The sequence below is a fragment of the Actinoallomurus soli genome (assembly GCF_024055715.1).
Classification (GTDB): Bacteria; Actinomycetota; Actinomycetes; order Streptosporangiales; family Streptosporangiaceae; genus Actinoallomurus; species Actinoallomurus soli.
This window is the reverse complement of record NZ_JAMXMV010000033.1, coordinates 36,680-59,035: the sequence shown is the minus strand read 5'-3', so window position 1 is coordinate 59,035 and position 22,356 is coordinate 36,680. Positions and strand designations below refer to the sequence as shown.

Sequence of the window (22,356 nt, the reverse complement as noted above, 5' to 3'; positions counted from 1 at the left end):
GGTCAGCGGCCCCGCAGGGCGCGGTAGCGCTCGACCAGGGCGGCCGTCGAGCCGTCCAGGTCGGAGGTGTCCGCGGTGGCGGCGGTGAGCTGGGGCTCGAGCCGCTTGGCCAGCGCCTTGCCCAGCTCCACGCCCCACTGGTCGAAGGAGTTGATGTTCCAGATCGCGCCCTGCACGAACACCTTGTGCTCGTACAGCGCGATCAGCTGCCCGAGCACGGACGGCGTCAGCTCGTTCGCCAGGATCGTGCTCGTCGGGCGGTTTCCCGGGAAGGTGCGGTGCGGCACCAGCTCGGGGGCCACGCCCTCGGCGGCGACCTCCTCGGCGGTCTTGCCGAACGCCAGCGCCTGCCCCTGCGCGAGCAGGTTCGCCATGAGCAGGTCGTGCTGGTCCGCCAGCTCCCCCAGCTCCTCGAGCGGCCGGGCGAAGCCGATCAGGTCGGCCGGGACGAGCTTCGTTCCCTGGTGCAGCAGCTGGTAGTAGGCGTGCTGGCCGTTCGTGCCGGGCGTGCCCCACACGATCGGGCCGGTCTCCCAGTCCACCCGCTCGCCCTGCCGGTCCACCGACTTGCCGTTGGACTCCATGTCCAGCTGCTGCAGGTAGTCGGTGAAGCGCGAGAGATAGTGGCTGTAGGGCAGCACCGCGTGGGTCTGCGCGCCGTGGAAGTCGTCGTACCACAGGCCGAGCAGGCCGAGCAGGAGCGGCGCGTTGCGCTCCGCCGGAGCCGTACGGAAGTGCTCGTCGATCCGGTGGAAGCCGTCGAGGAACTCGCGGAACCGCTCCGGCCCGATCGCGATCATCAGGGACAGGCCGATGGCCGAGTCGACGGAGTAGCGACCGCCCACCCAGTCCCAGAACTCGAACATGTTGGCCGGGTCGATGCCGAACTTGGCCACCTGCTCGGTGTTGGTGGACACCGCGACGAAGTGGCGCGCGACCGCGGCCTCGTCGCCCAGCGCGGCCAGCAGCCAGCGGCGCGCCGAAGTGGCGTTCGTGATCGTCTCGACCGTCGTGAACGTCTTGGACGACACGATGAACAGCGTCTCGGCCGGGTCGAGGTCGCGGATGTTCTCGTGCAGGTCGGCGCCGTCGACGTTCGAGACGTACCGGAAGTCGCGGGACCGGTCGCTGAACGGCTTCAGCGCCTCGTACGCCATCTTCGGCCCGAGGTCGGAGCCGCCGATGCCGATGTTGACGACCGTGCGGATCGGCTTGCCGGTGTGGCCCTTCCACTCGCCCGACCGGACCCGCTCGGCGAAGGCGGCCATCTTGTCCAGTACCGCGTGGACCTCGGGCACGACGTTCTTCCCGTCGACCTCGATCACCGCGTCCCGCGGCGCGCGCAGGGCGACGTGCAGGACCGCGCGGTTCTCGGTGACGTTGATCTTCTTTCCGGCGAACATGGCGTCGCGCAGGGCGGCGACGTCACGGGCCTGCGCCAGTTCTCGCAGCAGCCGGAGCGTCTCGTCCGTGATCAGGTGCCGCGAGTAGTCGATGTAGAGGTCCCCGGCCTCCAGCGCGTATCGGCGGCCCCGGTCGGGATCGGCCTCGAACAACTCGCGCAACGGCAGCTCACCGAGCTCCTGACGGTGCCGTCGCAGCGCCTGCCACTGTTCCGTCTCATCCAGCCGAACACGGTCGGACATCCTTGTCTCCCCTTCATCGGATCTCAGCCGAGCACTCTCTCCGCGTGCCCTCTCCAACACCATCCAACCGAAGCGCGAGGGGCGTCGTCTCGCGGACCCCCGAGCCGGTCAGGGCACCCGGGCCGTCCACGCGGCGGTGCCGAACTTCGCGGCCACCCTCTTGGCCGCCGCCTCGAGCTCGTCCGCCGTGAGCCGGTCCTCGGTCAGGCCGTACCGGCCGCGGAAGTGCCCGATCATCCGGTCGATGACCTGCGCCCTCGGCAGGCCGGTCTGGCGCCGCAGCGGGTCCACGCGCTTCTTCGCGCTGGCGATGCCCTTGTCCGACAGCTTCTCCCGGCCGATCCGCAGCACCTGCAGCATCTTGTCCGCGTCGATGTCGTACGACATGGTCACGTGGTGCAGGACCGCGCCGGAGCTCAGCCTCTTCTGCGCCGCGCCGGCGATCTTGCCCTGGTCGGAGGTGATGTCGTTGAGGGGCTGGTACCACGCCCGGATGCCCAGCTCGCCCAGCGCGCCGAGCACCCAGTCGTCGAGGAACGCATAGCTGTCGGCGAACGTCATGCCCTGGACCAGCGCGTCGGGGACGTACAGCGAGTAGGTGATCGTGTTGCCCGGCTCGATGAACATCGCCCCGCCGCCGCTGATCCTGCGGACCACGGACACGCCGTACCGGCGCGCCGCGTCGGCGTCGACCTCGTTGCGCAGCGACTGGAAGCTGCCGATCACCACCGCCGGCGCCGCCCACTCCCAGACCCGCAGCGTCGGCGGCCGCCGCCCGGCCCCCACCTCCTCGGTGAGGACCTCGTCCAGGGCCATGTGCAGCGCCGGGTCCTGCGGCTCCTCATGGATCAGCCGCCAGTCGTAGTCGCGCCAGTCGGTCGCATCGGTCAGCGCCCGGCGCACCGCGGTCCCGACGGCCTCGGCGGACAGCCCGAACATCATGGTGCCCACGGGCAGCCGGGCGTCGATCCGGGCCGCGATGTCCCGTGCCTCCAGGTGGACGGGCAGACCGTTCAGCGTGTCGTCGATGGCGGTGAGCGCCTCGTCCGGTTCGAGGAAGAAGTCGCCGCTGACCCGGGTGTTCCGCAACCGCCCGTCCTCGACGTCGAAGTCGACGACCACGAGCTTGCCGCCCGGCACCTTGTACTCACCGTGCATCTTGGCCCACCCTGCCCATCCTGACCGGCGCCTCCGGACCGCGACTCGCGCGGTCTGTCGCAGATCGTCAACCGCGCCGGCCCGCCGCGGATTCCTCCGGCGGCTCCGTGCGTCCGGCGCGGAGGCCGTCGAGGACGATCCGGAGGTTGCGCCGCCACTGCTCGTCGCCGGCGGGCAGACCCAGGGTGCGGTCGGCGGTGGTCACCGAGGCGAGCAGGAAGGCGACGTCCTCCCAGGTGACGTCCTCGCGCAGCACCCCGGCCTCCTTGGCGTGCCCGACGAGCAGCCGGATGTGCTCGCGGACCCGCGCGAGTTGCGGGTCGAGGGCGAGCCCGCACTCGCCGCCGAGCGCGGCGTTCAGCCCGCAGCTCGCCGCGCGCAGCCGTGCGTACGCGGTGGCGAAGCCGGTGAAGCCACGCCAGGGGTCGGGGTCGTCGACGGCCCGGCGGGCGATGACGAGCATCTCGTCGAGGAGCTCCGCGAGCACGGCCGCCAGCAGCGCCTCGCGGGACGGCACCCGGCGGTAGAACGTGCCGATGCCGACCCCGGCCCGGCGCGCGATCTCGTGCGCCGTGACGTCGACCCCCACCTCCGCGACCGCACCGCGGGCGGCCGCCACCAGCCGCTCGACGTTGCGCCGCGCGTCGGCCCGCGGCGCGCGCCCCGTCTCACTCGTCAGCAACCGGTCCACCGCGTCCACCAGGCCATCCTAGCGATAAGTGGACGCCGATGGTCCGCTTATCGTACGCTCACGAGCCCTAAGCGGACGAGCGACGTCCGGTTATAACCGGAGGAGAGTGGACATGGACCGGATTCGCGTCGGCATCGTCGGAGCGAGCCCCGAGCGCGGCTGGGCCGCGGACGCGCACATTCCCGCGCTGCGCGCGCTACCGGAGTACGAGCTGACCGCGGTCGGGACGAGCCGCCCGGACAGCGCGCGCGAGGCCGCCCGCGCGTTCGGCGCCGCGCACGCGTTCACCGACGCCCGCCGGCTCGCCGAGCATCCCGAGGTCGACCTGGTGGCCGTCACCGTCAAGGTGGCCGCTCACGCCGAGCTGGTCGGCGCGGCGCTGGAGGCCGGCAAGCACGTCTACTGCGAGTGGCCGCTCGGCCTCACCACCGGCGAGGCGGAACGCCTGGCGGCGGCGGCGCGCGCGGCCGGGGTGCACGACGCGGTCGGCCTGCAGGCGCGGTACGCACCGGCGATCACCTACGCCCGCGAGCTCCTCGCGGGCGGGCGGCTCGGCCCCGTCACGGCGGTGAACGTGCACGTCGCGCGGAGCAAGGGCGCGGACGGGCGAATCCCCGCCTGGGCCGCCTACACCCTCGACGAGACCCAGCGCGCGGGTCTCCTGGAGGTCGTGGGCGGGCACACCCTGGACGTCCTGGAGTACCTGGCCGGCGACCTCACCGGGCTCTCGGCCGCCCTGTCGGTCTCCCGCCCGCGGTACACCGTCGCCGAGACCGGCGAGACGGTCACCGCCACCGCCCCGGACCAGGTCGCGCTGCACGGCGGGCTCGCCGGCGGGGCGATCGTCTCGGTCCACCTGCAGGACGCCAAGGTGGGCAAGAGCCGCACCGTCCTGGAGTTCACCGGCACCGAGGGGGACCTGGCCGTCGTCGTGGCGGGCGATTGGAAGACCGCGCAGGTCCAGATGGGCGAGCCCCGGCTGCGCGAGGCCCACGAGGCCGGCGGCCCCTGGCGGGACCTGCCCGTTCCGGCCCGGCACACGGGACCGGCCCGGCACGCCGGCGCTCCGGGCGAGATCCCGCTGTTCGCCCGGAACGTCGCCCGGCTGTACGCGCACCTGGCGGAGGACATCCGCGAGGGGACCCGGCGCGTACCGGGGTTCGAGCACGGGGTCCGCGTGCACCGGCTGCTCGACGCGGTCCGCCGGTCCGCCGAGACGGGCGCCTCCCGGCCCGTGGACCGATGAGGCCCGGCGGCCGGCCGCGCGAGAACGGCTTCAGGACGCCGGGCTCGGCGGCCGACCGCGCAGGGGTGGCGCGGGACCCCGCTGTCGGCGGCGCAGGGGGCACGGGTCCGGCGGTCAGCCGCGCAGGGAGGGCTCGGGGCTCGCCGGGTCGGGTGCCGGGGCGGGCCGGTCGGCGGGCTGGGCGATCTCGGTCCGGCGCAGGACGAGGACCGTCAGGAGGGCGGCGCCCACCATGATCACGGCGCCGGTCACGGCGGCGGCGTGCATGCCGTCGACGAACGCCTCACGCGCGGCCCGCCGGATCGCCTCGCCGGCCCCGCCCGGCATCCGGCCCGCCACCGCGAGCGCTCCGCCCAGCGTCTCCCGTACGGCGTGCACCGCGCCGTGCGGCAGTCCGGCGGGCAGCGCGTCCGTGACGTCACGGCGGTAGATCGCCGTCCCGACGCTGCCGAGGATCGCCATGCCGAGGGCGCCGCCGAACTCCGAGCCGCACTCCACCAGCGCCGACGCGGTCCCGGCGCGCTCGGGCGGCGCGGCGCCCAGCACCATGTCGGTGACGAGCGTCATCACCACGGCCAGGCCGATGGCGTACACGCCGGCCCCGACGAGGATCACCGCGACCGACGAGCCCGCCTGGACCCGCGTCAGCGCGACGAAGCCCAGCGCGGCGACCAGGAAGCCGGCGCCGATCACGTACGCCCGGTTGACCCTCCGGGCGAGCTGCGTGGCCGTGGGTGCGGCGACACCGACGCCCAGTGAGGGGACGAGGCTCCACAGGGCGGCGGTCAGGGGGCTCATGGCGAGCACCGACTGCAGGTACTGCGTCGAGAAGATCGCGAAGCCGACCATGGCGAACATCGCGATGAGGTTCGTGACGATCGAACCGCTGAACCCCCGGTTGCGGAACATCCGCAGGTCGATCATCGGATCGGGACGGCGGCCCTGGCGGCGGATGAAGAGCGCGCCGATGAGCAGCCCGGCGGTGATGCTCAGGGCGCGCGGGAGGTCGACGCCGTTCGCGGCGATCTCCTTTACACCGTAGATCACGGGCAGCACCGCGCCCAGCGAGAGGATCGAGCTCACCAGGTCGAATCGGCCCGCCGCCGGGTTGCGGAACTCCGGCACCAGGAACGGGGCGGTGATGAGGAGCAGCACCATCGCCGGGGTGTTGATGAGGAAGACCGACCCCCACCAGAAGTGGTTCAGCAGCAGCCCGCTCAGGACCGGGCCGAGCGCGATGCCGCTCGTGGTGGCGGCCGACCAGATCGCCACGGCGGTGCCGCGCTGCTTCTCGTCGTGGAACATGTTGCGGATCAGCGCCAGCGTCGACGGCATCAGCGTCGCGCCCCCGACCCCGAGCACGGCGCGGGCGGCGATGAGCATTCCGGCGCTCTGCGCGTACGCCGCGGCCACGGACGCGAGGCCGAAGCCGAGCGCGCCGATCAGCAGCAGCCGGCGCCGGCCGATCCGATCGCCGAGCGCGCCCATCGTGATGAGCAGGCCGGCCAGCACGAACCCGTAGATGTCGAAGATCCACAGCTGCTCGGTGCTCGTCGGCTGCAGGGTCCGGCTGATGAACGGGACGGCGAAGTACAGCACCGAGACGTCCATGGACACGAGGAGGAGGGGGAGCAGGAGCACGCAGAGCGCGATCCACTCCCTGCGGCCCGCCTTGGCCGCGGTTCCGGCGGAGGTGTCGTTCATGAGAGCAGGCTCGGCTCCGCCGCTGACCGTTCGCCTACCGGACGCTGACCGCCCGACTTCGTACGGTCATAGATAATCCGCTACTTGTTAGATTGGGGACATGACCACGAGCGCACCGTCGCGCACCATGCCGGACCTGTCGTACCTGCTCACCCACACCGGGCACGTGCTCGCGACCCGGATGACCGCCGCCTTCGCCGAGATCGGGATCACCCCACGGGCGTACTGCGTGCTCTTCCACGCTCTCGAGGAGGAGCGCACCCAGATCCAGCTGGCCGAGATCTCCGACCTGGACAAGACCACCATGGTCGTCACCGTCGACGAGCTGGAGAAGGCCGGGCTCGCCGAGCGCCGGCCGTCGAGCCGGGACCGCCGGGCGCGGATCATCTCGGTCACCGAGGCGGGCGAGCGGATCGTCGACGAGGGGACGCGCATCGCCGACCGCGTCCACCGCGAGGCCCTGGAGGCGCTGCCCGAGGACGAGCGCGAGGTGCTCGTCCGCGCGCTGACCCGGCTGGCCGAAGACCACCTGTCGACGCCCGTGGAGTCCGACCGGCCGATCCGGAGGGCGCGCCAGTCCCGAGGGTGAACCCAAGTTGGGTCCGATAGAGATTGTCTACAACAAAACCATTTGCTAGCGTCCTATCCCGGTTGCCCACCTCCGCACCGGGAGACGCTCATGACCTCACCCCTTGTCCGATCGCGTACGGCGGCGCTCGTCGCGCTGTGCGCCGGAAGCCTGATGATCATCCTGGACGGCAGCATCGTGACGGTCGCGCTGCCGGCCATCCAGCGGGATCTGCACTTCTCCCCCGCGAACCTCACCTGGACCGTCAACGCCTACATGATCGCTTTCGGCGGCCTGCTCCTGCTCGCCGGCCGGCTCGGTGACCTGATCGGCCGCAAGCGGGTGTTCGTCGCCGGCCTGGCGGTGTTCACCGCGGCCTCGCTGCTGTGCGGCCTCGCGACCGGCCAGGCGACACTGATCGCCGCGCGGTTCGCGCAGGGCGTCGGCGGCGCGCTGACCTCGGCCGTGAGCCTCGGGATGATCGTCACGCTCTTCCCCGAGCCGCGTGAACGCGGCACGGCGATCGGCGCGTTCGGCTTCGTCGGGGCCGCGGGCGCGTCGATCGGCCAGGTCCTCGGCGGAATCCTGACCGAGGCGATCAACTGGCACTGGATCTTCTTCATCAACCTGCCGATCGGCGTGGCGACGCTGGTCCTGGCGGTGCGCACGCTGCCGGCCGAGCGCGGTCCCGGCCTCGCGGCGGGCGCCGACGCCCTCGGCGCGCTGCTGGTCACCGGCGGGCTGATGCTCACCGTCTACACGATCGTGCGGACGGGCCGCCACGGCTGGGCCTCCCCCTCGACGCTCGGTCTCGGCGTGGTGTCCGTCACCCTGCTCGCCGCGTTCGTCCTGCGCCAGGCCAGGGCGGCCACTCCCCTGCTGCCCCTGCGGATGTTCCGGTCGCGCAACGTCTCGGGCGCCAACCTCATCCAGGTCCTGATGGTCTCGGCCCTGTTCGGGTTCCAGATCCTCATCGCGCTGTACGCCCAGAACGTGCTCGGCTACGGCGCGCTGGGCACCGGCCTGGCGATGCTGCCCGCGGCCGGCGCGATCGCGGCCGTGTCGCTCCTGCTGTCGGCCCGGCTGATCGCGCGGTTCGGCGAGCGGCTCGTGCTGCTGACCGGCCTGGCGTCCCTGGTCGCGGCCCTCCTGCTGCTGACCCGGCTGCCCGCGCGCGCCGACTACGTGGTGGACCTGCTGCCGACGATGCTGCTCGCGGGCGGCTTCGGCCTGGCGATCTCCGCGGTGACCGGCCTCGGCATGTCGGGGGCGCGGCCGGACGACGCGGGGGTGGCCTCCGGGCTGTTCAGCACGGCCCAGCAGGTCGGCGGCGCGCTCGGCGTCGCGGTGCTGTCGACGCTGGCGACCGCGCGGACCACCGGGCTGGCGGCGCACGGGCACGACCGGGCGTCCGCGCTCACCGGAGGGTTCCACCTGGCGTTCGGCGTCGGCGCGGGCCTGCTCGCCGTCGCCTTCGCGCTCGCCCTGACCGTACTGCGGCACCCGCGCGCCACGACGGCCGCACCGACCGACGGACAAGCGTCGGACGACACACCCGCCCCGGGCACCACGGACGACCCGTTCACCGCCACCCCCATTCTCTGAGAGCAGGATTCGATGAGCGACACCGAGAACACTCCGGGATCGGGCCCCGCCCCGGTCGCGCTGTCCGACGAGGCACTCGTACGGCTCCTGGCCGATCACCGGTTCGGAGCGCTGGCCACGAACAAGAGCAGCGGCCACCCGCATCTGTCAACCGTCCTGTACGCGTGGGACGAGCGGGAGCGCGTCGCCCGGATCAGCACGACGGCCGACCGGCTGAAGGTCCGCCACCTGCGCAAGGACCCGCGGAGCGCCCTGTACGTCGCCGGCGAGGATCACTGGTCGTTCGCCGTCGCCGAGGGGACCGCCGAACTCTCCCCGGTCACGACCACGCCCGGCGACCCGGCGGGGCTCGAACTGCTCGGCATGGTCCCGCCGTTCGAGAACGCCGGCGAGCGGGCGGCCTTCCTGGAGCAGATGGCGGCCGACCGGCGGCTGGTGATCCGGCTGCGCGTCGATCGCCTGTACGGCACCGCGCTGGACGTCTCCGCGGCCTGACCGGGGTTCGCGGCGGGGCACGGAGACCTTCCGGCGTCCCGCCGCTTACTGACCGGTATTCGTTATTTGACCGTTATTTGTTGCGCACTGGTCAGGAAGTTAACCCGCAGGTAACTTCCTCCATAAGTGCCTGGTTACGTGACGCGGTTCACAACGGCACTCCCCCGCCACCCCCTCCGGGAGGAACCGTGCCCCATCGCCCCCGCCTCCTTCGCACGCTCCGTCTCGCCGCCGCGGCGGCCCTGTCGTCCGTCCTGGTCACCGGCCTCGCCGCCCCCGCGCACGCCGCCGATCCGATCGAGGCGGCCAAGGCGCTCGCCGCCCCGGGCGTCCCCGGCGCGAACGACTGGTCGTGCCGCCCCTCCGCGGCCCACCCGCGGCCGGTCGTCCTCGTCCACGGCACCTTCGCCAACGGCAGCGTCAACTGGCTCACCGTCGCGCCGGCCCTCGCCGCACGCGGCTACTGCGTCTTCGCCCTCACCTACGGCGAGGTGCCGGGCGTCCCGGTCCTGCGCGCCGTCGCCCCGGTGGCGAGCTCGGCGGGCCAGCTCGCGACGTTCGTCACCGGTGTCCTCGCCGCGACGAACGCCGCCCAGGCCGACCTCGTCGGGCACTCACAGGGCGGCATGATGCCGCGCTACTACCTGAAGTTCCTCGGCGGCGCGGCCAAGGTCCACACGCTCGTCGGCCTGGCCCCCTCGAACCACGGGACGACCCTCGACGGCCTCGCCGCCCTCGCCGCGTCCTTCCCCGGCGCGCTCGACCTGCTGAACGCCGGCTGCCCGGCCTGCGTCGACCAGGTCGTGGGCTCCAGCCTGCTGACGAAGCTGAACGCCGGCGGCGACACGGTCCCCGGCGTCTCCTACACGGTGATCTCCAGCCGGTACGACGAGGTCGTCACGCCGTACGCCACGCAGTTCCTCAGCGGGTCCGGCGTCCACAACGTCCTCCTGGAGAATCTCTGCCCGACCGACGTCTCCGAGCACGTGGCGATCGCGTTCGACCCCGTCGCCCTGCACGAGGTCGAGAACGCCCTCGACCCCGCGCACGCCACTCCGAGCACCTGCCTGTCCCACGGCTGAGAACGCTCCGCCGGGCCGGGGGGCGGGTCACCCGCCCCCCGGCGGACCCACCTCGGACGCGCGGTTCGGAACGTACCGATCGGTTCGATCCCTGTTAGGCTCCCGCCGGCCCCTTCGACCTCACGGAGGCAGCGTGAGCGCTTTCGATCCCCTCGTCACCGACCCCGACCCGGAACTGACGCCGCCCGCGAGCACGCCCGCGGTGTCCTTCGAGAGCGGGGGCGAGACGCTGCTCGGCGTGCTGCACGTTCCCGCCGGGCCGGGGCCGCACCCGGTCGCCGTGCTGCTGCACGGTTTCCCCGGTTACGAGCGCAACTTCGACCTGGCGCAGGCGCTGCGCCGGGCCGGTCACGCCGCCCTGGTCTTCCACTACCGGGGCTCATGGGGAATGGGCGGTTCGTGGTCGTGGGCGCATGTGCTCGAGGACGCCGCGCGGGTCACCACGGCCGTACGCGATCCGGAGTTCGCGGCCGCCCACCGGCTCGACCGGGAACGTCTCGCGGTGGTCGGGCACAGCGCCGGCGGCTTCACCGCGCTGATGACCGCCGCGGCGGACCCGTCGATCGCCGCGGTGGCCTCGGTGGCCGGATTCGACTTCGGGCGGGCGGCCGCGGCCTGCCGGGCCGATCCGGCGCGGCGCGCGTCGTACCTGGAGCTGTTCGGCGACCTCGCCCCGCTCCGCGGCACCAGCGCCGAGGCCCTGCTCGCCGAGACGGAGGCGGCGGGCGACTCGTGGAGTCTCGCCGGGCTGGCCCCGCGGCTCGCGGACCGTGCCGTGCTGCTCATCGGTACCGGCCGCGACGACGTGACCCCCGCCCCGGTCCACCACGAGCCGGTCGCGCGCGCCTACCGGGATCACCCGGTCGCGCGTCTCGAAGAACACGTCCTCCCGACCGACCACGCCCTGTCGGACCACCGCGTACGGCTCACCCGCACCCTGGTGGACTTCCTCCACCGCCACCTGCCCCCGGCGTCCGGCGGGTGAGATCCCCCGGCTCGTGACATCCCCGGACGGGCCGGCGGGACGCGGCCGGCCCGTCCGGGGAAAGGCGGCGTCTCAGGCCGCGAGCGCGCGGCCGTCCGGGGCAGGGCGGTATCTCAGGCCGCGAGCGCCTGGCCGTCCGCCGCGGCCACGTCCTTGTGGAACCGCTTGTGGACGTACAGCCGCTCGCCGAGGGACTCCGAACGCCACCACAGACCGCTCGCCGGGCCGATCCGCGTGGCACGCGGCAGTTCCCGGATGATCTCCTTCACCGGGGTCATCCGGAACCGCCCCGACCGGCAGATCAGGATCCGCCGATCCGTGACCACCACCACTCGGTAGGCGTTCGTGAAGATGATGATCCATACCGAGATCAGGGCGAAGTACTGACTCGTCGTCTGGCCACAGAAGACCGCTTGGACGTTCTCCCCCGGCTGAAGGAGGGGAGCGGCGTTCGCCCGCAATTTGTCGCGGATAGCCACGATCTGACCTTTCTTTCGGGAAGCAGGTAGCGCAACAAGGTACTGATCGTGCACTGTGGCGTCCGTCAGGTCACTGAAACGTTACGACCGCGGGCGTTCCGCCGCCGGTGGACGGCGGAACGCCCGCGGTCAGGCCGTGGCGTCGGGCCGGGAGGATCTCCGGTCCGCGGACACGACGGCGTCGAGCAGGCCGGGGAAGACGTCGTCGAACTCGTCGCGCCTGAGGGCGTTCATCCGCGAGGTGCCGACGTAGTACTGCCGGATGAGCCCGGCCTCGCGCAGGATGCGGAAATGGTGCGTGGCCGTGGAATTGCTCACGGGGATGTCGAACCCTCCGCACTTGAGATCGGCGGCGGTGTCGCACAACTGCGTGACGATGCTCCGTCGCACCGGATCGGCCAGGGCCTCGAGGACCCGCTGCAGCGGTACCGCCCGCACGTCGGGGTGCGGCGGGATGCGGTCGGCGCTCATGACCCCCATCGTACGACGCCGATCAAATTACGATGCCCATCAAAGTTTGACAGCGATCGTACTTTCGCGCTTGAGTGTGATCACTGCGACTCCGCGAAGGGACGAAGCGATGGCCAGGATGGTGCGGTTTCACGAGCTGGGCGGGCCCGAGGTGCTGCGGCTGGAGGACGTGGAGGTCGGCGAGCCGGGCCCGGGCGAGGTACGGATCCGGGTGGACGCGATCGGCCTGAACCGGGCCGAGGCAATGTTCCGGTCCGGCCGCTACATCGAGGAGGTGAAGCGGTTCCCCGCCAGGCTGGGCACCGAGGCCGCCGGCGTGGTCGAGGCGATCGGCGCGGACGTCACCGGGCTCCGGGTGGGCCAGCCGGTCAGCACCGTGCCCGCCTTCTCGCAGAACGACCACGGCGTCTACGCCGAGCAGGCGATCGTGCCGGCGCGGGCGGTGGTGCGCCGTCCGGAGGGTCTCGGTGCCGTCGACGGCGCGGCGGTGTGGATGCCGTACGTCACGGCCTACGGCGCACTGGTGGAGGTCGGCGGGATGCGGCCCGGGGACACGGTCGTGCTGAACGCGGCGTCCAGCAGCGTGGGGCTGGCCACGATCCAGGTCGCCGACCGGGTCGGCGCCACGCCGATCGCCCTGACCCGCACCGCCGCCAAGAAGGAGGCGCTGCTGAAGCAGGGCGCGGCGGACGTGATCGTCACCGAGTCCGAGGACGTCGTCGAGCGGGTCCTGGCGGCGACCGGCGGCCGGGGCGCCGAGTTCGTGTTCGACGCCGTCGCCGGGCCCGGCGTGACGGACCTGGCCAAGGTGGTGGCCGACGACGGCACACTCCTGGTGTACGGCGCGCTGAGCGGTGAGCCGACGCCCTTCCCGGGGATCGAGCTGGGCATGCCCGCGCTCAGCATGCGCACCTACACCCTGTACGAGACGACGCGCCGACCCGAGCGGCTGCGCCGGGCGGAGGCCTTCGTGGCGTCGGGACTGCGCTCGGGCGCCTTCCGGCCCGTCGTGGACCGCACGTTCGACCTGAACGAGATCGTCGAGGCCCATCGTTACCTGGAGTCCAACGCCCAGTTCGGCAAGATCGTCGTCACCGTCGCGCGCTGATCCCCGCGCCCGCGCCCCTCTCAGGCGCCGCCGGGCCAGTTCGGGGAGCGACCGAGTGCCGTCAGGACCCGGTCGAGAGAGGACGGGTTCCCGGGCTCGGGCAGCTCCGGGCCGAAGGAGGCGCCCGGCCGGGTCCGGTACTCCCCGCCGGGCACGGCCGAGGCGACCCGCAGGGCGTCCTCGGCCAGGTCGTCGTCCAGTTCGTACGGCAGCCCGAGGGATCGGGCGACGTCCCAGGCGTGCACCACATAGTCGATGAAGTGGAACCCGATCGCCTGGGCGCCGGGGACCGTCACGCCGGGCCCGATCTCGGGGAGGGCGAACTCCCGGGCCGGCACGTCCCGCCCGGCGAAGGCGGACAGGACCTCCTCGGCCGCCTCGGCGTACGCGGCCGCCGGGTCCGCGCCGAGCGGCCGGGGCCGCCAGATCGCGGGGTCGCCGCCGCGCCCCCGCGCGGCGGCGGCGAAGCCGCGGTGCTGGGCGGTCATGTGGGCGAGCAGGTCGCCGAGCGTCCAGGCCGAGCACGGCGTGGGGCGGCCGAGGTCGTCGCGGCCCGCCTTCGCCACCACCTCGACGCTCTGGCGTACCGCCCGCTCGTCCGCCGGGCGAAGATCAATGATCTGCATGAGCAGATGATAAGCAGTCTGCCTATCATCTGTCCATGCTCATGTTTTGAGACGTCGTATTTTCATGGGATGGCACAGAGCAGGGCGCTGGACGACGGGACGGCCCATGACGGACGGCGCGACCTGGCGGCGATGATCGTGCCGCTGGGCCGGGCGCTGATGGCGGCCGAGTCGCCGGTGCTGCGCGCCCACGGCCTGTCCATGTGGGCGTACTCCGTGCTGCTGGCCCTGGGCGAGGAGCCCGTCCGTACGCAGAACGCGCTGGCGCAGGCCATCGGCGCCGACAAGACGCGCATCATCGGCGTGCTCGACGGCCTCCAGGAGCGGGGGCTCATCGAGCGCCGGCCCGACCCCGGCGACCGCCGGGTCCGGCTGCTCTCGCTCACCGCCGAGGGACGGCGGCTGCGGGACTCGGCCCAGGCCGGCATCAGGGAGCGGGAGACCCGCCTGCTCGCCCGGCTTCCGGCCGCCGACCGCACCGCCTTCCTCCGGGCCCTGCGGACCCTGTCCAGCCTGCCGGAGGACGAGATCATCGACCCCGAGTGACCTGAGTGCCGGTCACGCTCGGCTCGGGCCCCTACCGCGTGCCGAGACTGCGGGCGGTGCCGTCGGCGATGGCCTGGAGCTTGTCCGGGTTGGCCACGTTGTGGACGGTGATGATGCGGCCATCGGCGTCGAGTTCGACGGTGACGGTCGCGATCACGCGGCCCTGGCCGCTGAAGACCATGCCCGGCCCCCCGTTGATCTCGACGAGGTCGGCGCGCATGTCGGCGGGTTCGACGCCCTGGTAGGGGACGGTGCCGATGGCCGCGAACCAGGCCGCGACCGTCGCCGCGCCGACGACCGGGCGCAGGGCCTGACGGACCTTGCCGCCCCCGTCGGTCCACAGCGTGACGTCCGGGGACAGGAGCTCCATCAGGGCGTTGACGTCACCGCCGGTCGCGGCGGCCAGGAACCGCTCGGTGACCTCCCGCTGCCGCGCGCGGTCCGTGGCGAAGCGTGGCCGCCGGGCCCGCACGTGCTCGCGGGCACGGTGCGCGGCCTGCCGTACCGCGGCCTCGGAGCGTTCCACCGCCTCGGCGATCTCGGCGTGACCGAAGCCGAAGACCTCCTTGAGCACGAACACGGCGCGCTCCAGCGGGCTCAGCGTCTCCAGCACGACCAGCATCGCCATGGACACCGAGTCGGCGTCCGCGACGATGTCGGCGGTGTCGGCGTCGGTGAGGACGGGCTCCGGGAGCCACGGCCCCACATAGGTCTCCCGCTGGTACCGGGTGGAGCGCAGCCGTTCCAGCGCCAGATTCGCCACGATCCGCGCCAGGTACGCCTTGGGGTCGGCCACCAGCGAGCGATCGGCCGCCGACCACTTGATCCAGGCGTCCTGGACCGCGTCCTCGGCGTCGGCCGCGGTGCCGAGGATGCGGTAGGCCACCGAGAACAGCAGGGTGCGGTGCTGGTGGAACACCTGCTGGTCGAGGTCCGGGAAGGACTGGGTCACCGCGCCTCCCGTACGCGGGTGAAGCGGCCGCCGCGGGGCCAGAACGCCCCGGAGGCGGGCATCTTCTTCATACGGGTCCAAGTGGGCCAGGGGGAGGCGGTCACCGTCTCCTTATAGCGGGCCGCGAGGCGGCCGGTCAGGTAGAACCGCCGCGGGCTGTCGTCGGGACGGGTGAACTGCACGACCGCGTCCTTCCGGCCCAGGCTCACCGGCGTGTGGTAGTAGCCGAAGCGGAACGGCCTGGGCCGCCTGCCCTTCAGCACGCGGAGGATGGACACCGCGGCGTGCACACCGGTCGGCATGCCGCTCTGGCAGGTGCCGTGCATGACGCCGTAGCCCTGGCGGATCGCGGCGGCGTCGCCCACCGCGAACACCTCCGGGTGCGACACCGACCGCAGCGCGGCGTCGGTGACGACACGGCCGCGCTCATCGACGGTCAGCCCGGCCGCGGCCGCCAGCGGCGACACCCGCGTACCGCCCGTCCACAGGACCACGTCGGCCGGCACGGTCTCCCCGCCGGCCAGTTCGACCGCGTCGGGCAGCACCTTCGTCACCTCGACCCCGCCGCGCACCGTCACGCCCAGGCGGTCGAGCGCGGACCGCAGGTAGGCCCGGGCCTTCGGGTTCATGGACGCGCCGGGTTCCCGCCTGCCCAGCAGCACGACGTTCAGCTCCGGGTACCGCTCCGCGATCTCCGCGGCCGACTCGACGCCGGTCAGCCCACTGCCGGCGACCACCACCGTGCCGCCGCCCAGCCCTTCCAGCCGGCCCGCCAGGACCTCGGCGTTCTGCGCGCCGTCCAGGGTGTACGCGTGACCCTCCACCCCTGGAACCGCCGCCGTGTCGGCCACGCCGCCCAGGCCGTACACGAGCGTGTCGTAGGACAGGACGCGTTCGTCGTCGATCCGTACGATCCTCGCCTCCAGGTCGACCGCCGTCACCCAGCCTCGTACGAACCGCGCGCCCGTCCCCTCCAGCAGCTCCGGGATGCTCAGCTCCGCCGTCGGCCGCCCGGTCGCCGTCATGTGCAGCCGCAGGCGCTCGGTGAACCGCTCCTGCGCGTTCACCAGGGTCACCTCCACGTCCCCGCGCCGCCTGACGCGGGCCGCGAGCTGGATCGCCGCGGACAGGCCCGCGTACCCCGCTCCCAGGATCACCACGCGGTGTGCGGTCCCCGCGCCGGCTTCGTGGTGCTCGCTCATCGTTCCGCCTTCCTCCATCTACGTTGACGACCACGAGATGGAGGCTGCCCGCCCGTCCGTGACATGGAGCCGCTGTGACGCGCGACACAGATCCCCGAACCATCGGCCGGAACGCTGAGACGAGGCGACGTCGTCGTCACACGTGGATCACCACGACCCGCTGCCGCGCGTGGTGGAGATGGGAGGTGGTGAAGTGTTCGTCGAGGGCTCGGCGGTCGGCCCACTGCTCGACGACCACCATGCGCGCGGGGTCATTGGGATCGGTGTAGGGCTGGTAGGCCAGGCAGTAGGGTCCATCCAGGGATGGCTCGATCATGGCTTCCGGGTTCACGACGATCGTGGGGCCCGGCGCGGTGTCACTCGCTCCGTCAGCGCGGCCTGCTCGCATCGACGTACTCGGCTCCGAGGACGCTGAGGAGGGCGAGAGCCTCCGCGCTGCGGGATCCCGGCGGCGCGCTGTAGAGCACGAGGTGCTGGTCGCGGTCCGTGAGCGCCAGCGCGTCGCAGTCGACGGTGACCTCCCCGACGACCGGGTGCCGGAAGGTCTTCGTGAGCATCGACGCGGCCTGCACGTCGTGCCGCTCCCAGAGCCGGGCGAACTCCGGGCTGCCCTCGCGGAGCTCGTCGACGAGTCCGGTGACCGCCGGATCGGAGGGGTACCGGGCGACGGCGGACCGGAGCTCCATGACGACGTGGTGCCGGAACTCGGTGGCGTCGGAGACCCCGTACAGCGTCGTATCGGCGCCGGCCGATCCGAGGAATACCCGGCGCGCGAGATTGCGGTCCTCCGGGGCGAGCGGAGCGAAGTCCTCCATGAGCGCGGCCGCGAGGTCGTTCCAGGCGAGGACCTCGAACGTGGCGGAGATCACGAAGGCGGCCGTCTGCGGCAGCCGCTCGAGGAGCGCGAGGATGCTCGGGCGGACGTCGCGCCGGTGCAGTCCGGTACGGCTCGGCGCCGTGCCGGCGAGGAGGTGGAGGTGGTCGGACTCGGCGTCCGTGAGCCGCAGCGCGCCCGCGATCCCGGCGAGGACCTCCCCCGAGGGCCGCGGCGCCCTGCCCTGCTCCAGCCGGACGTAGTACTCGGTGGAGATGTGCGCGAGGACCGCCACCTCCTCGCGGCGAAGACCCGGCGTCCGGCGCCGCGGGCCCGAGGGGAGGCCGACGTCCTCCGGCCGGAGCCGCTCGCGACGGCTACGGAGGAACGCCCCGAGCTCTTGTCTGTCCATGGCTCAAGTCTGCACGCCGTCCGGCGGCGGATCCTGGTACTCCCTGTGCCTGCATCCGGTCCCGGGGCCGGTTCGACACTGGCGTCATGACGAACCACATCGACATCACCTCTATCGGCCTGCTCACCGGCAAGGTCCTGTTCATCACCGGCGCCAGCCGCGGCATCGGGGCGGCCGCGGCCCGGCTCTTCGCCGCCGAGGGCGCCGCCGTCGTGCTCGCCGCCCGCGGCACCGACGCCCTCCAGCGGATCGTCGCCGAGATCCGCGCCGACGGCGGCGTCGCGGACGCCGTGACCATGGACCTCGCCGACCGCGCGAGCATTCGCGCGGCGATCGACCGCGTCGAGGAGCTGCACGGACGGCTCGACGGCGCCTTCAACAACGGCGCGGCCGGCCAGCAGCCCGGTCCGCTCGACACGACGAGCGACGAGGAGGTCGAGCAGCAGTTCGCGGTGAACTTCCGCGCGCACTGGACCGCGATGACGGCCGAGGCCGCGCTGATGCGCCGGGGCGGTGGCGGGGCGATCGTCAACACCTCGAGCATCGGCAGCCGCCGCGCGAACCCGGCTCTCCCCGCGTACGGCGCGATGAAGCGCGCGCTCAACAGCCTCACCGAGACCGCCGCGGTGACCTGGGCCCCGCAGGGCATCCGGGTCAACGGCATCACCCCCGGCGGCACCGCCACGCAGATGATCGACGAGTGGGAGGCGGCGTCCCCGGGCGTCGTCGAGAGCATCAACGCGAGCGTCCCGCTCGGCCGGATGGCCGAGCCCCGCGAGGTCGCCGAGGTGGCCGCGTGGCTGCTCAGCGACCGGGCCTCGATGGTGACCGGCGCGATCGTGCCGGTGGACGGCGGCGCCGGCGCCTGACCCGCCGGCCCGCCGGCCGACGTGGGCTCAGGACGGTTCCGCTTCGCCGGGGAGATCATCGAGAGTGCGGCGGCCCGCGTGGCGCTCGATGAGCCTGCCATGACCGTCGAGGGCCACGGCATCGAACCGCCACGGCTGCGCCTCCGAGGACCTGGGCAGGAGATCCAGGAAGTAGCCGTTGGGTTGCACGGCGACCTCGTGGCTGTGGCCGTCCTCGAAGTCGAGACGAACCGCCACCGCTCCGGGCCTGAACAGGTGGCCGCCCACGAACCAGCGGCCGCGCCGTAGCGTCTCCTCGATCACGATGAGCATGGGGGCACGCCGGGCGGCAGGCCCTCGGCGCCGTCGCCCTGGGTGCTTCCCTCCTCGTCTCCGCCGTCGGCGGCGAGCCGGCGCAGGTAGATGGAGGTCCCGCCGGCCTCGTTGGGGGCCTCTCACCACTCGACGACCTCTCCGGCAGGTGTCCGGAGTCGTGCCATCATGGCGGCCTGGTCGATGATGACCCGGCACATCGGCGAGACGCGATCGAGCTCGTCGCGAACGAGCTCATCGCGGAATCCGCGGACGACGCCGGCCGGAATCCGGTCCGCGGGTTCTGACGTGGTCATGACGTCGAGCCTGGCCCCGACCCATCGCCGGCGGCATCGGGAAGATCCCTGATAGGCCCTGGTATCCACCGGACGCGACAGCCGGGGCGCCACGTCGAGGGGGATCCGGAGCAGCTCCGGATCCCCCTCGTCACCAGACACGACCGGCGTAGCCGATCAGCCCGGGTGTCGCATCGGCTGCGACGTGGCCTGTTCTCAGCTGCAGCCGCTGGTGGAGCCGCAGCCCTCGCAGACATAGCAGCTGCCGGCCGGGCGCATCTTCGTGCCGCAGGTCAGGCACAGCGGCGCGTCCGCCGTACGGCCCTGGTGGCTCTCGATCAGCTCGGTCGAGGAGTGCGCCGCCTCAAGTGGCTCCGCCTCCTTGGCCTTCGGCTGCTCGACCGGCACCGACTGGGCCAGCGACTCGCGCTCGACGTCCTCCTCGGCGTGCAGCGCGGCCGGGTCCTGGCCCGCCGCCTGCGCCGTGCGCTCCTCGGCGGAGAAGATCCCCAGCTCGGCGCGCGTCTCGTACGGCAGGTGGTCGAGGGCGAGACGGCGGAAGATGTAGTCCATCATCGAGGTCGCCATCCGGATGTCCGGGTCGTCGGTCATACCGGCCGGCTCGAACCGCATGTTGGTGAACTTCTCCACCCAGGTCTCCAGCGGCACGCCGTACTGGAGGCTGATGGAGATCGCCATCGAGAAGGCGTCCATGACCCCGGCGAGCGTGGAGCCCTGCTTGCCGAGCTTGAGGAACACCTCGCCGAGCCCGTTGTCCGGGTAGCAGGAGGCGGTCATGTAGCCCTCGGCACCGCCGACGGAGAACCGGGTGACGGTCGCGGTCCGCTGCTTGGGCAGGCGGGTCCGCACCGGGCCGCGCTCGACCACCGGTGCCGGGGCCGGCGCCTCCTCGACCTTCTCCTCGGTCTTCTTCTTGGCCGCCGACAGCGGCTGGCCGACCTTGCAGTTGTCGCGGTAGATCGCCAGGGCCTTGAGGCCGAGCTTCCAGCCCTCGAAGTAGATCTTCTCGACGTCCTCGACCGTGGCCTGCTCCGGCATGTTCACGGTCTTGGAGATCGCGCCGGACAGGAACGGCTGCACCGCGGCCATCATCCGCACGTGGCCCATCGGGCTGATCGCCCGCTCGCCCATCGCGCAGTCGAAGACCTCGTAGTGCTCCTGGCGCAGGCCGGGCGCGTCGACGACGTGGCCGTGCTCGGCGATGTACTCGACGACCGCCTCGATCTGCTCCTGCTGGTAGCCGAGCTTCTTCAGGGCGCGCGGGACGGTGTTGTTGACGATCTGCATCGAGCCGCCGCCGACCAGCTTCTTGTACTTGACCAGCGCCAGGTCGGGCTCGATGCCCGTCGTGTCGCAGTCCATCATGAGGCCGATCGTGCCGGTGGGCGCCAGCAGCGACGCCTGGGCGTTGCGGTAGCCGTTCTTCTCGCCGACCTTGAGGCACTGCCGCCACTGCCTGGTGGCCTCGCTGTGGATCGCCTTGTCCATCACGTCGAGCGTGCGGATCTCGTCGTTGGCGACCGCGTGCTTGCGCATGACGCGCTGGTGCGCCTCCGCGTTGCGGGCGTACCCGTCGTACGTGCCGACGGCGCCGGCCAGCTCGGCGGAGCGGCGGTAGGCCACGCCGGTCATCAGCGAGGTGATCGCCGCGGCGATGGAGCGCCCGCCCTCGGAGTCGTACGCGTGGCCGGTCGCCATCAGCAGCGCGCCGAGGTTGGCGTAGCCGATGCCGAGCTGGCGGTACGCGCGCGTCGTCTCGCCGATCTTCTCGGTCGGGAAGTCCGCGAACGTGATGGAGATGTCCATCGCGGTGATGATCAGCTCGCTGAGCTGCACGAACCGCTCGACGTCGAACGCGTTGTCGTCGGTCAGGAACTTCAGCAGGTTGATGCTGGCGAGGTTGCAGGACGAGTTGTCCAGGCTCATGTACTCCGAGCACGGGTTGCTCGCCGTGATGCGCCCGGTCTCGGGGTTGGTGTGCCAGTCGTTGATCGTGTCGTCGTACTGGATGCCCGGGTCCGCGCACTCCCAGGCCGCCTGGGCGAGCTTGCGGAACAGGCCCTTGGCGTCGACCTGGCCGATGACCTCGCCGGTGCGGCGGGCCCGCAGGCCGAAGGAGTCGCCGGACTCGACCGCGCGCATGAACTCGTCGGAGACGCGGACGGAGTTGTTGGCGTTCTGGTACTGGACGCTGACGATGTCCCTGCCGCCCAGGTCCATGTCGAAGCCGGCGTCGCGCAGGGCGCGGATCTTGTCCTCTTCGCGCGCCTTGGTCTCGATGAACTCCTCGACGTCCGGGTGGTCCACGTCGAGGACGACCATCTTCGCCGCCCGGCGGGTCGCGCCGCCGGACTTGATCGTCCCGGCGGAGGCGTCGGCGCCGCGCATGAACGACACCGGGCCGCTCGCGGTGCCGCCGGAGGACAGCAGCTCCTTGCTGGAGCGGATGCGGGACAGGTTGACCCCCGAGCCCGAGCCGCCCTTGAAGATCACGCCCTCTTCCTTGTACCAGTCCAGGATCGACTCCATCGTGTCGTCCACGGACAGGATGAAGCAGGCGCTGACCTGCTGCGGCGAGGCGGTGCCGACGTTGAACCAGACCGGCGAGTTGAAGCTGAAGATCTGGTTGACCAGAGCATGCTTCAGCTCGTGGTCGAAGATCTCGGCGTCCTCCTCGGAGGCGAAGTAGCCGTGCTTGCGGCCGGTCTCGGTGTAGACGCCGACGACCCGGTCGACCAGCTGCTTCAGGCTCGACTCCCGCTGCGGCGTGCCGACGGCGCCGCGGAAGTACTTCGAGGTGACGATGTTGACCGCGTTGACGGACCAGGTGGCGGGGAACTCGACGCCCTTCTGCTCGAAGTTCACCGACCCGTCGCGCCAGTTGGTCATGACGACGTCGCGCCGCTCCCACCGGACGTCGTCGTACGGGTGGACGCCCGGCCGCGTGAAGATGCGCTCCATCTTCAGGCCCTTGCGACCCGCCTTGCCCCGTCGGGCTGAGCCGCTCACCGTCTCCGTCATGACATTCCCCTTCTCGGGCACACCAGGCCCACTTCCAGGATTACCCGTACAGCCCGCGGTCCGGGCGC

Annotated in this window: 23 protein-coding genes; 9 read left to right on the top strand and 14 right to left on the bottom strand. The window is 72.1% G+C overall.

All coding sequences use genetic code 11. The features are described from left to right. Positions 1–2: 2 nt before the first annotated feature. The 3 genes from pgi to NDW01_RS39815 form a co-directional block, all read right to left on the bottom strand. Positions 3–1,646, bottom strand: a complete 1,644-nt coding sequence (pgi, locus tag NDW01_RS39825) for a glucose-6-phosphate isomerase (protein ID WP_252829721.1) — start codon at positions 1,644–1,646, stop codon at positions 3–5. A gap of 108 nt (positions 1,647–1,754) precedes the next feature. Continuing rightward, positions 1,755–2,804: a lipoate--protein ligase family protein gene (locus NDW01_RS39820; RefSeq protein WP_252829720.1), complete on the bottom strand. Its 1,050-nt coding sequence runs from the start codon at positions 2,802–2,804 to the stop codon at positions 1,755–1,757. 67 nt (positions 2,805–2,871) lie between these two features. Further along, on the bottom strand, positions 2,872–3,504 hold the full coding sequence (locus NDW01_RS39815) for a TetR/AcrR family transcriptional regulator (protein ID WP_252829719.1): 633 nt from the start codon (positions 3,502–3,504) through the stop codon (positions 2,872–2,874). Positions 3,505–3,607: 103 nt separating this feature from the next. On the opposite strand from NDW01_RS39815, the gene NDW01_RS39810 reads away from it, so the two are divergent. Continuing rightward, positions 3,608–4,741 (top strand): Gfo/Idh/MocA family protein, encoded by a 1,134-nt coding sequence (locus tag NDW01_RS39810; protein WP_252829718.1) that lies wholly within the window; start codon positions 3,608–3,610, stop codon positions 4,739–4,741. A gap of 114 nt (positions 4,742–4,855) precedes the next feature. Here NDW01_RS39810 and NDW01_RS39805 read toward each other — a convergent pair whose 3' ends face one another. Then, on the bottom strand, positions 4,856–6,445 hold the full coding sequence (locus tag NDW01_RS39805) for an MFS transporter (protein WP_252829717.1): 1,590 nt from the start codon (positions 6,443–6,445) through the stop codon (positions 4,856–4,858). Positions 6,446–6,545: 100 nt separating this feature from the next. Between NDW01_RS39805 and NDW01_RS39800 the strand changes: the two genes are divergently transcribed. From NDW01_RS39800 to NDW01_RS39780, 5 genes are all read left to right on the top strand, one after another. Further along, a complete protein-coding gene (locus NDW01_RS39800; RefSeq protein WP_252829716.1) occupies positions 6,546–7,034 on the top strand; it encodes a MarR family winged helix-turn-helix transcriptional regulator in 489 nt (162 codons plus the stop codon). Positions 7,035–7,124: 90 nt separating this feature from the next. Further along, a complete protein-coding gene (locus NDW01_RS39795; RefSeq protein WP_252829715.1) occupies positions 7,125–8,618 on the top strand; it encodes a DHA2 family efflux MFS transporter permease subunit in 1,494 nt (497 codons plus the stop codon). 12 nt (positions 8,619–8,630) lie between these two features. After that, positions 8,631–9,113 carry a TIGR03618 family F420-dependent PPOX class oxidoreductase gene (locus tag NDW01_RS39790; protein WP_252829714.1) on the top strand — a complete coding sequence of 161 codons (483 nt, stop codon included), beginning with the start codon at positions 8,631–8,633 and terminating at the stop codon, positions 9,111–9,113. 188 nt (positions 9,114–9,301) lie between these two features. After that, positions 9,302–10,195 carry an esterase/lipase family protein gene (locus NDW01_RS39785; protein ID WP_252829713.1) on the top strand — a complete coding sequence of 298 codons (894 nt, stop codon included), beginning with the start codon at positions 9,302–9,304 and terminating at the stop codon, positions 10,193–10,195. Between the two features lie 133 nt (positions 10,196–10,328). Beyond that, positions 10,329–11,180, top strand: coding sequence for an alpha/beta hydrolase family protein (locus tag NDW01_RS39780; RefSeq protein WP_252829712.1), 852 nt, complete (start codon positions 10,329–10,331; stop codon positions 11,178–11,180). 113 nt (positions 11,181–11,293) lie between these two features. Here NDW01_RS39780 and NDW01_RS39775 read toward each other — a convergent pair whose 3' ends face one another. Further along, a complete protein-coding gene (locus NDW01_RS39775) occupies positions 11,294–11,659 on the bottom strand; it encodes a PH domain-containing protein (RefSeq protein WP_252778679.1) in 366 nt (121 codons plus the stop codon). A 129-nt stretch (positions 11,660–11,788) separates the two neighbouring features. Then, positions 11,789–12,130 (bottom strand): ArsR/SmtB family transcription factor, encoded by a 342-nt coding sequence (locus NDW01_RS39770; RefSeq protein ID WP_252829711.1) that lies wholly within the window; start codon positions 12,128–12,130, stop codon positions 11,789–11,791. A gap of 109 nt (positions 12,131–12,239) precedes the next feature. Between NDW01_RS39770 and NDW01_RS39765 the strand changes: the two genes are divergently transcribed. Then, on the top strand, positions 12,240–13,238 hold the full coding sequence (locus NDW01_RS39765; protein WP_252829710.1) for a zinc-dependent alcohol dehydrogenase family protein: 999 nt from the start codon (positions 12,240–12,242) through the stop codon (positions 13,236–13,238). 20 nt (positions 13,239–13,258) lie between these two features. Here the strand turns inward: NDW01_RS39765 and NDW01_RS39760 are convergent, their stop codons facing one another. Then, positions 13,259–13,864 (bottom strand): TIGR03086 family metal-binding protein, encoded by a 606-nt coding sequence (locus tag NDW01_RS39760; protein ID WP_252829709.1) that lies wholly within the window; start codon positions 13,862–13,864, stop codon positions 13,259–13,261. A 69-nt stretch (positions 13,865–13,933) separates the two neighbouring features. Here NDW01_RS39760 and NDW01_RS39755 point away from each other — a divergent pair, with 69 nt between their 5' ends. Next, positions 13,934–14,410, top strand: a complete 477-nt coding sequence (locus NDW01_RS39755; RefSeq protein WP_252829708.1) for a MarR family winged helix-turn-helix transcriptional regulator — start codon at positions 13,934–13,936, stop codon at positions 14,408–14,410. Between the two features lie 31 nt (positions 14,411–14,441). Here the strand turns inward: NDW01_RS39755 and NDW01_RS39750 are convergent, their stop codons facing one another. The 4 genes from NDW01_RS39750 to NDW01_RS39735 form a co-directional block, all read right to left on the bottom strand. Continuing rightward, positions 14,442–15,362, bottom strand: coding sequence for an RNA polymerase sigma-70 factor (locus NDW01_RS39750; RefSeq protein ID WP_252829707.1), 921 nt, complete (start codon positions 15,360–15,362; stop codon positions 14,442–14,444). Then, positions 15,359–16,564 carry an NAD(P)/FAD-dependent oxidoreductase gene (locus NDW01_RS39745; RefSeq protein WP_252829706.1) on the bottom strand — a complete coding sequence of 402 codons (1,206 nt, stop codon included), beginning with the start codon at positions 16,562–16,564 and terminating at the stop codon, positions 15,359–15,361. The genes NDW01_RS39750 and NDW01_RS39745 overlap by 4 nt, the downstream gene beginning before the upstream one ends. A gap of 136 nt (positions 16,565–16,700) precedes the next feature. Then, the gene (locus NDW01_RS39740) at positions 16,701–16,880 is read right to left on the bottom strand and encodes a putative quinol monooxygenase (protein WP_252829705.1); all 180 of its coding nucleotides are present in this window, start codon (positions 16,878–16,880) and stop codon (positions 16,701–16,703) included. Positions 16,881–16,932: 52 nt separating this feature from the next. Next, complete coding sequence (locus tag NDW01_RS39735; RefSeq protein WP_252829704.1) at positions 16,933–17,790, bottom strand: helix-turn-helix transcriptional regulator; 858 nt, start codon at positions 17,788–17,790, stop codon at positions 16,933–16,935. Positions 17,791–17,876: 86 nt separating this feature from the next. Between NDW01_RS39735 and NDW01_RS39730 the strand changes: the two genes are divergently transcribed. Next, positions 17,877–18,659, top strand: a complete 783-nt coding sequence (locus NDW01_RS39730) for an SDR family NAD(P)-dependent oxidoreductase (protein ID WP_252829703.1) — start codon at positions 17,877–17,879, stop codon at positions 18,657–18,659. Between the two features lie 27 nt (positions 18,660–18,686). On the opposite strand, the gene NDW01_RS39725 is transcribed toward NDW01_RS39730, so the two are convergent. The 3 genes from NDW01_RS39725 to NDW01_RS39715 form a co-directional block, all read right to left on the bottom strand. Continuing rightward, positions 18,687–18,971 carry a hypothetical protein gene (locus NDW01_RS39725; protein ID WP_252829702.1) on the bottom strand — a complete coding sequence of 95 codons (285 nt, stop codon included), beginning with the start codon at positions 18,969–18,971 and terminating at the stop codon, positions 18,687–18,689. Positions 18,972–19,093: 122 nt separating this feature from the next. Beyond that, entirely contained in the window at positions 19,094–19,267 is a 174-nt protein-coding gene (locus tag NDW01_RS39720) for a hypothetical protein (protein WP_252829701.1), read from the bottom strand. Positions 19,268–19,462: 195 nt separating this feature from the next. Further along, positions 19,463–22,288, bottom strand: a complete 2,826-nt coding sequence (locus tag NDW01_RS39715; RefSeq protein WP_252829700.1) for a vitamin B12-dependent ribonucleotide reductase — start codon at positions 22,286–22,288, stop codon at positions 19,463–19,465. Between the last annotated feature and the right edge of the window lie 68 nt (positions 22,289–22,356).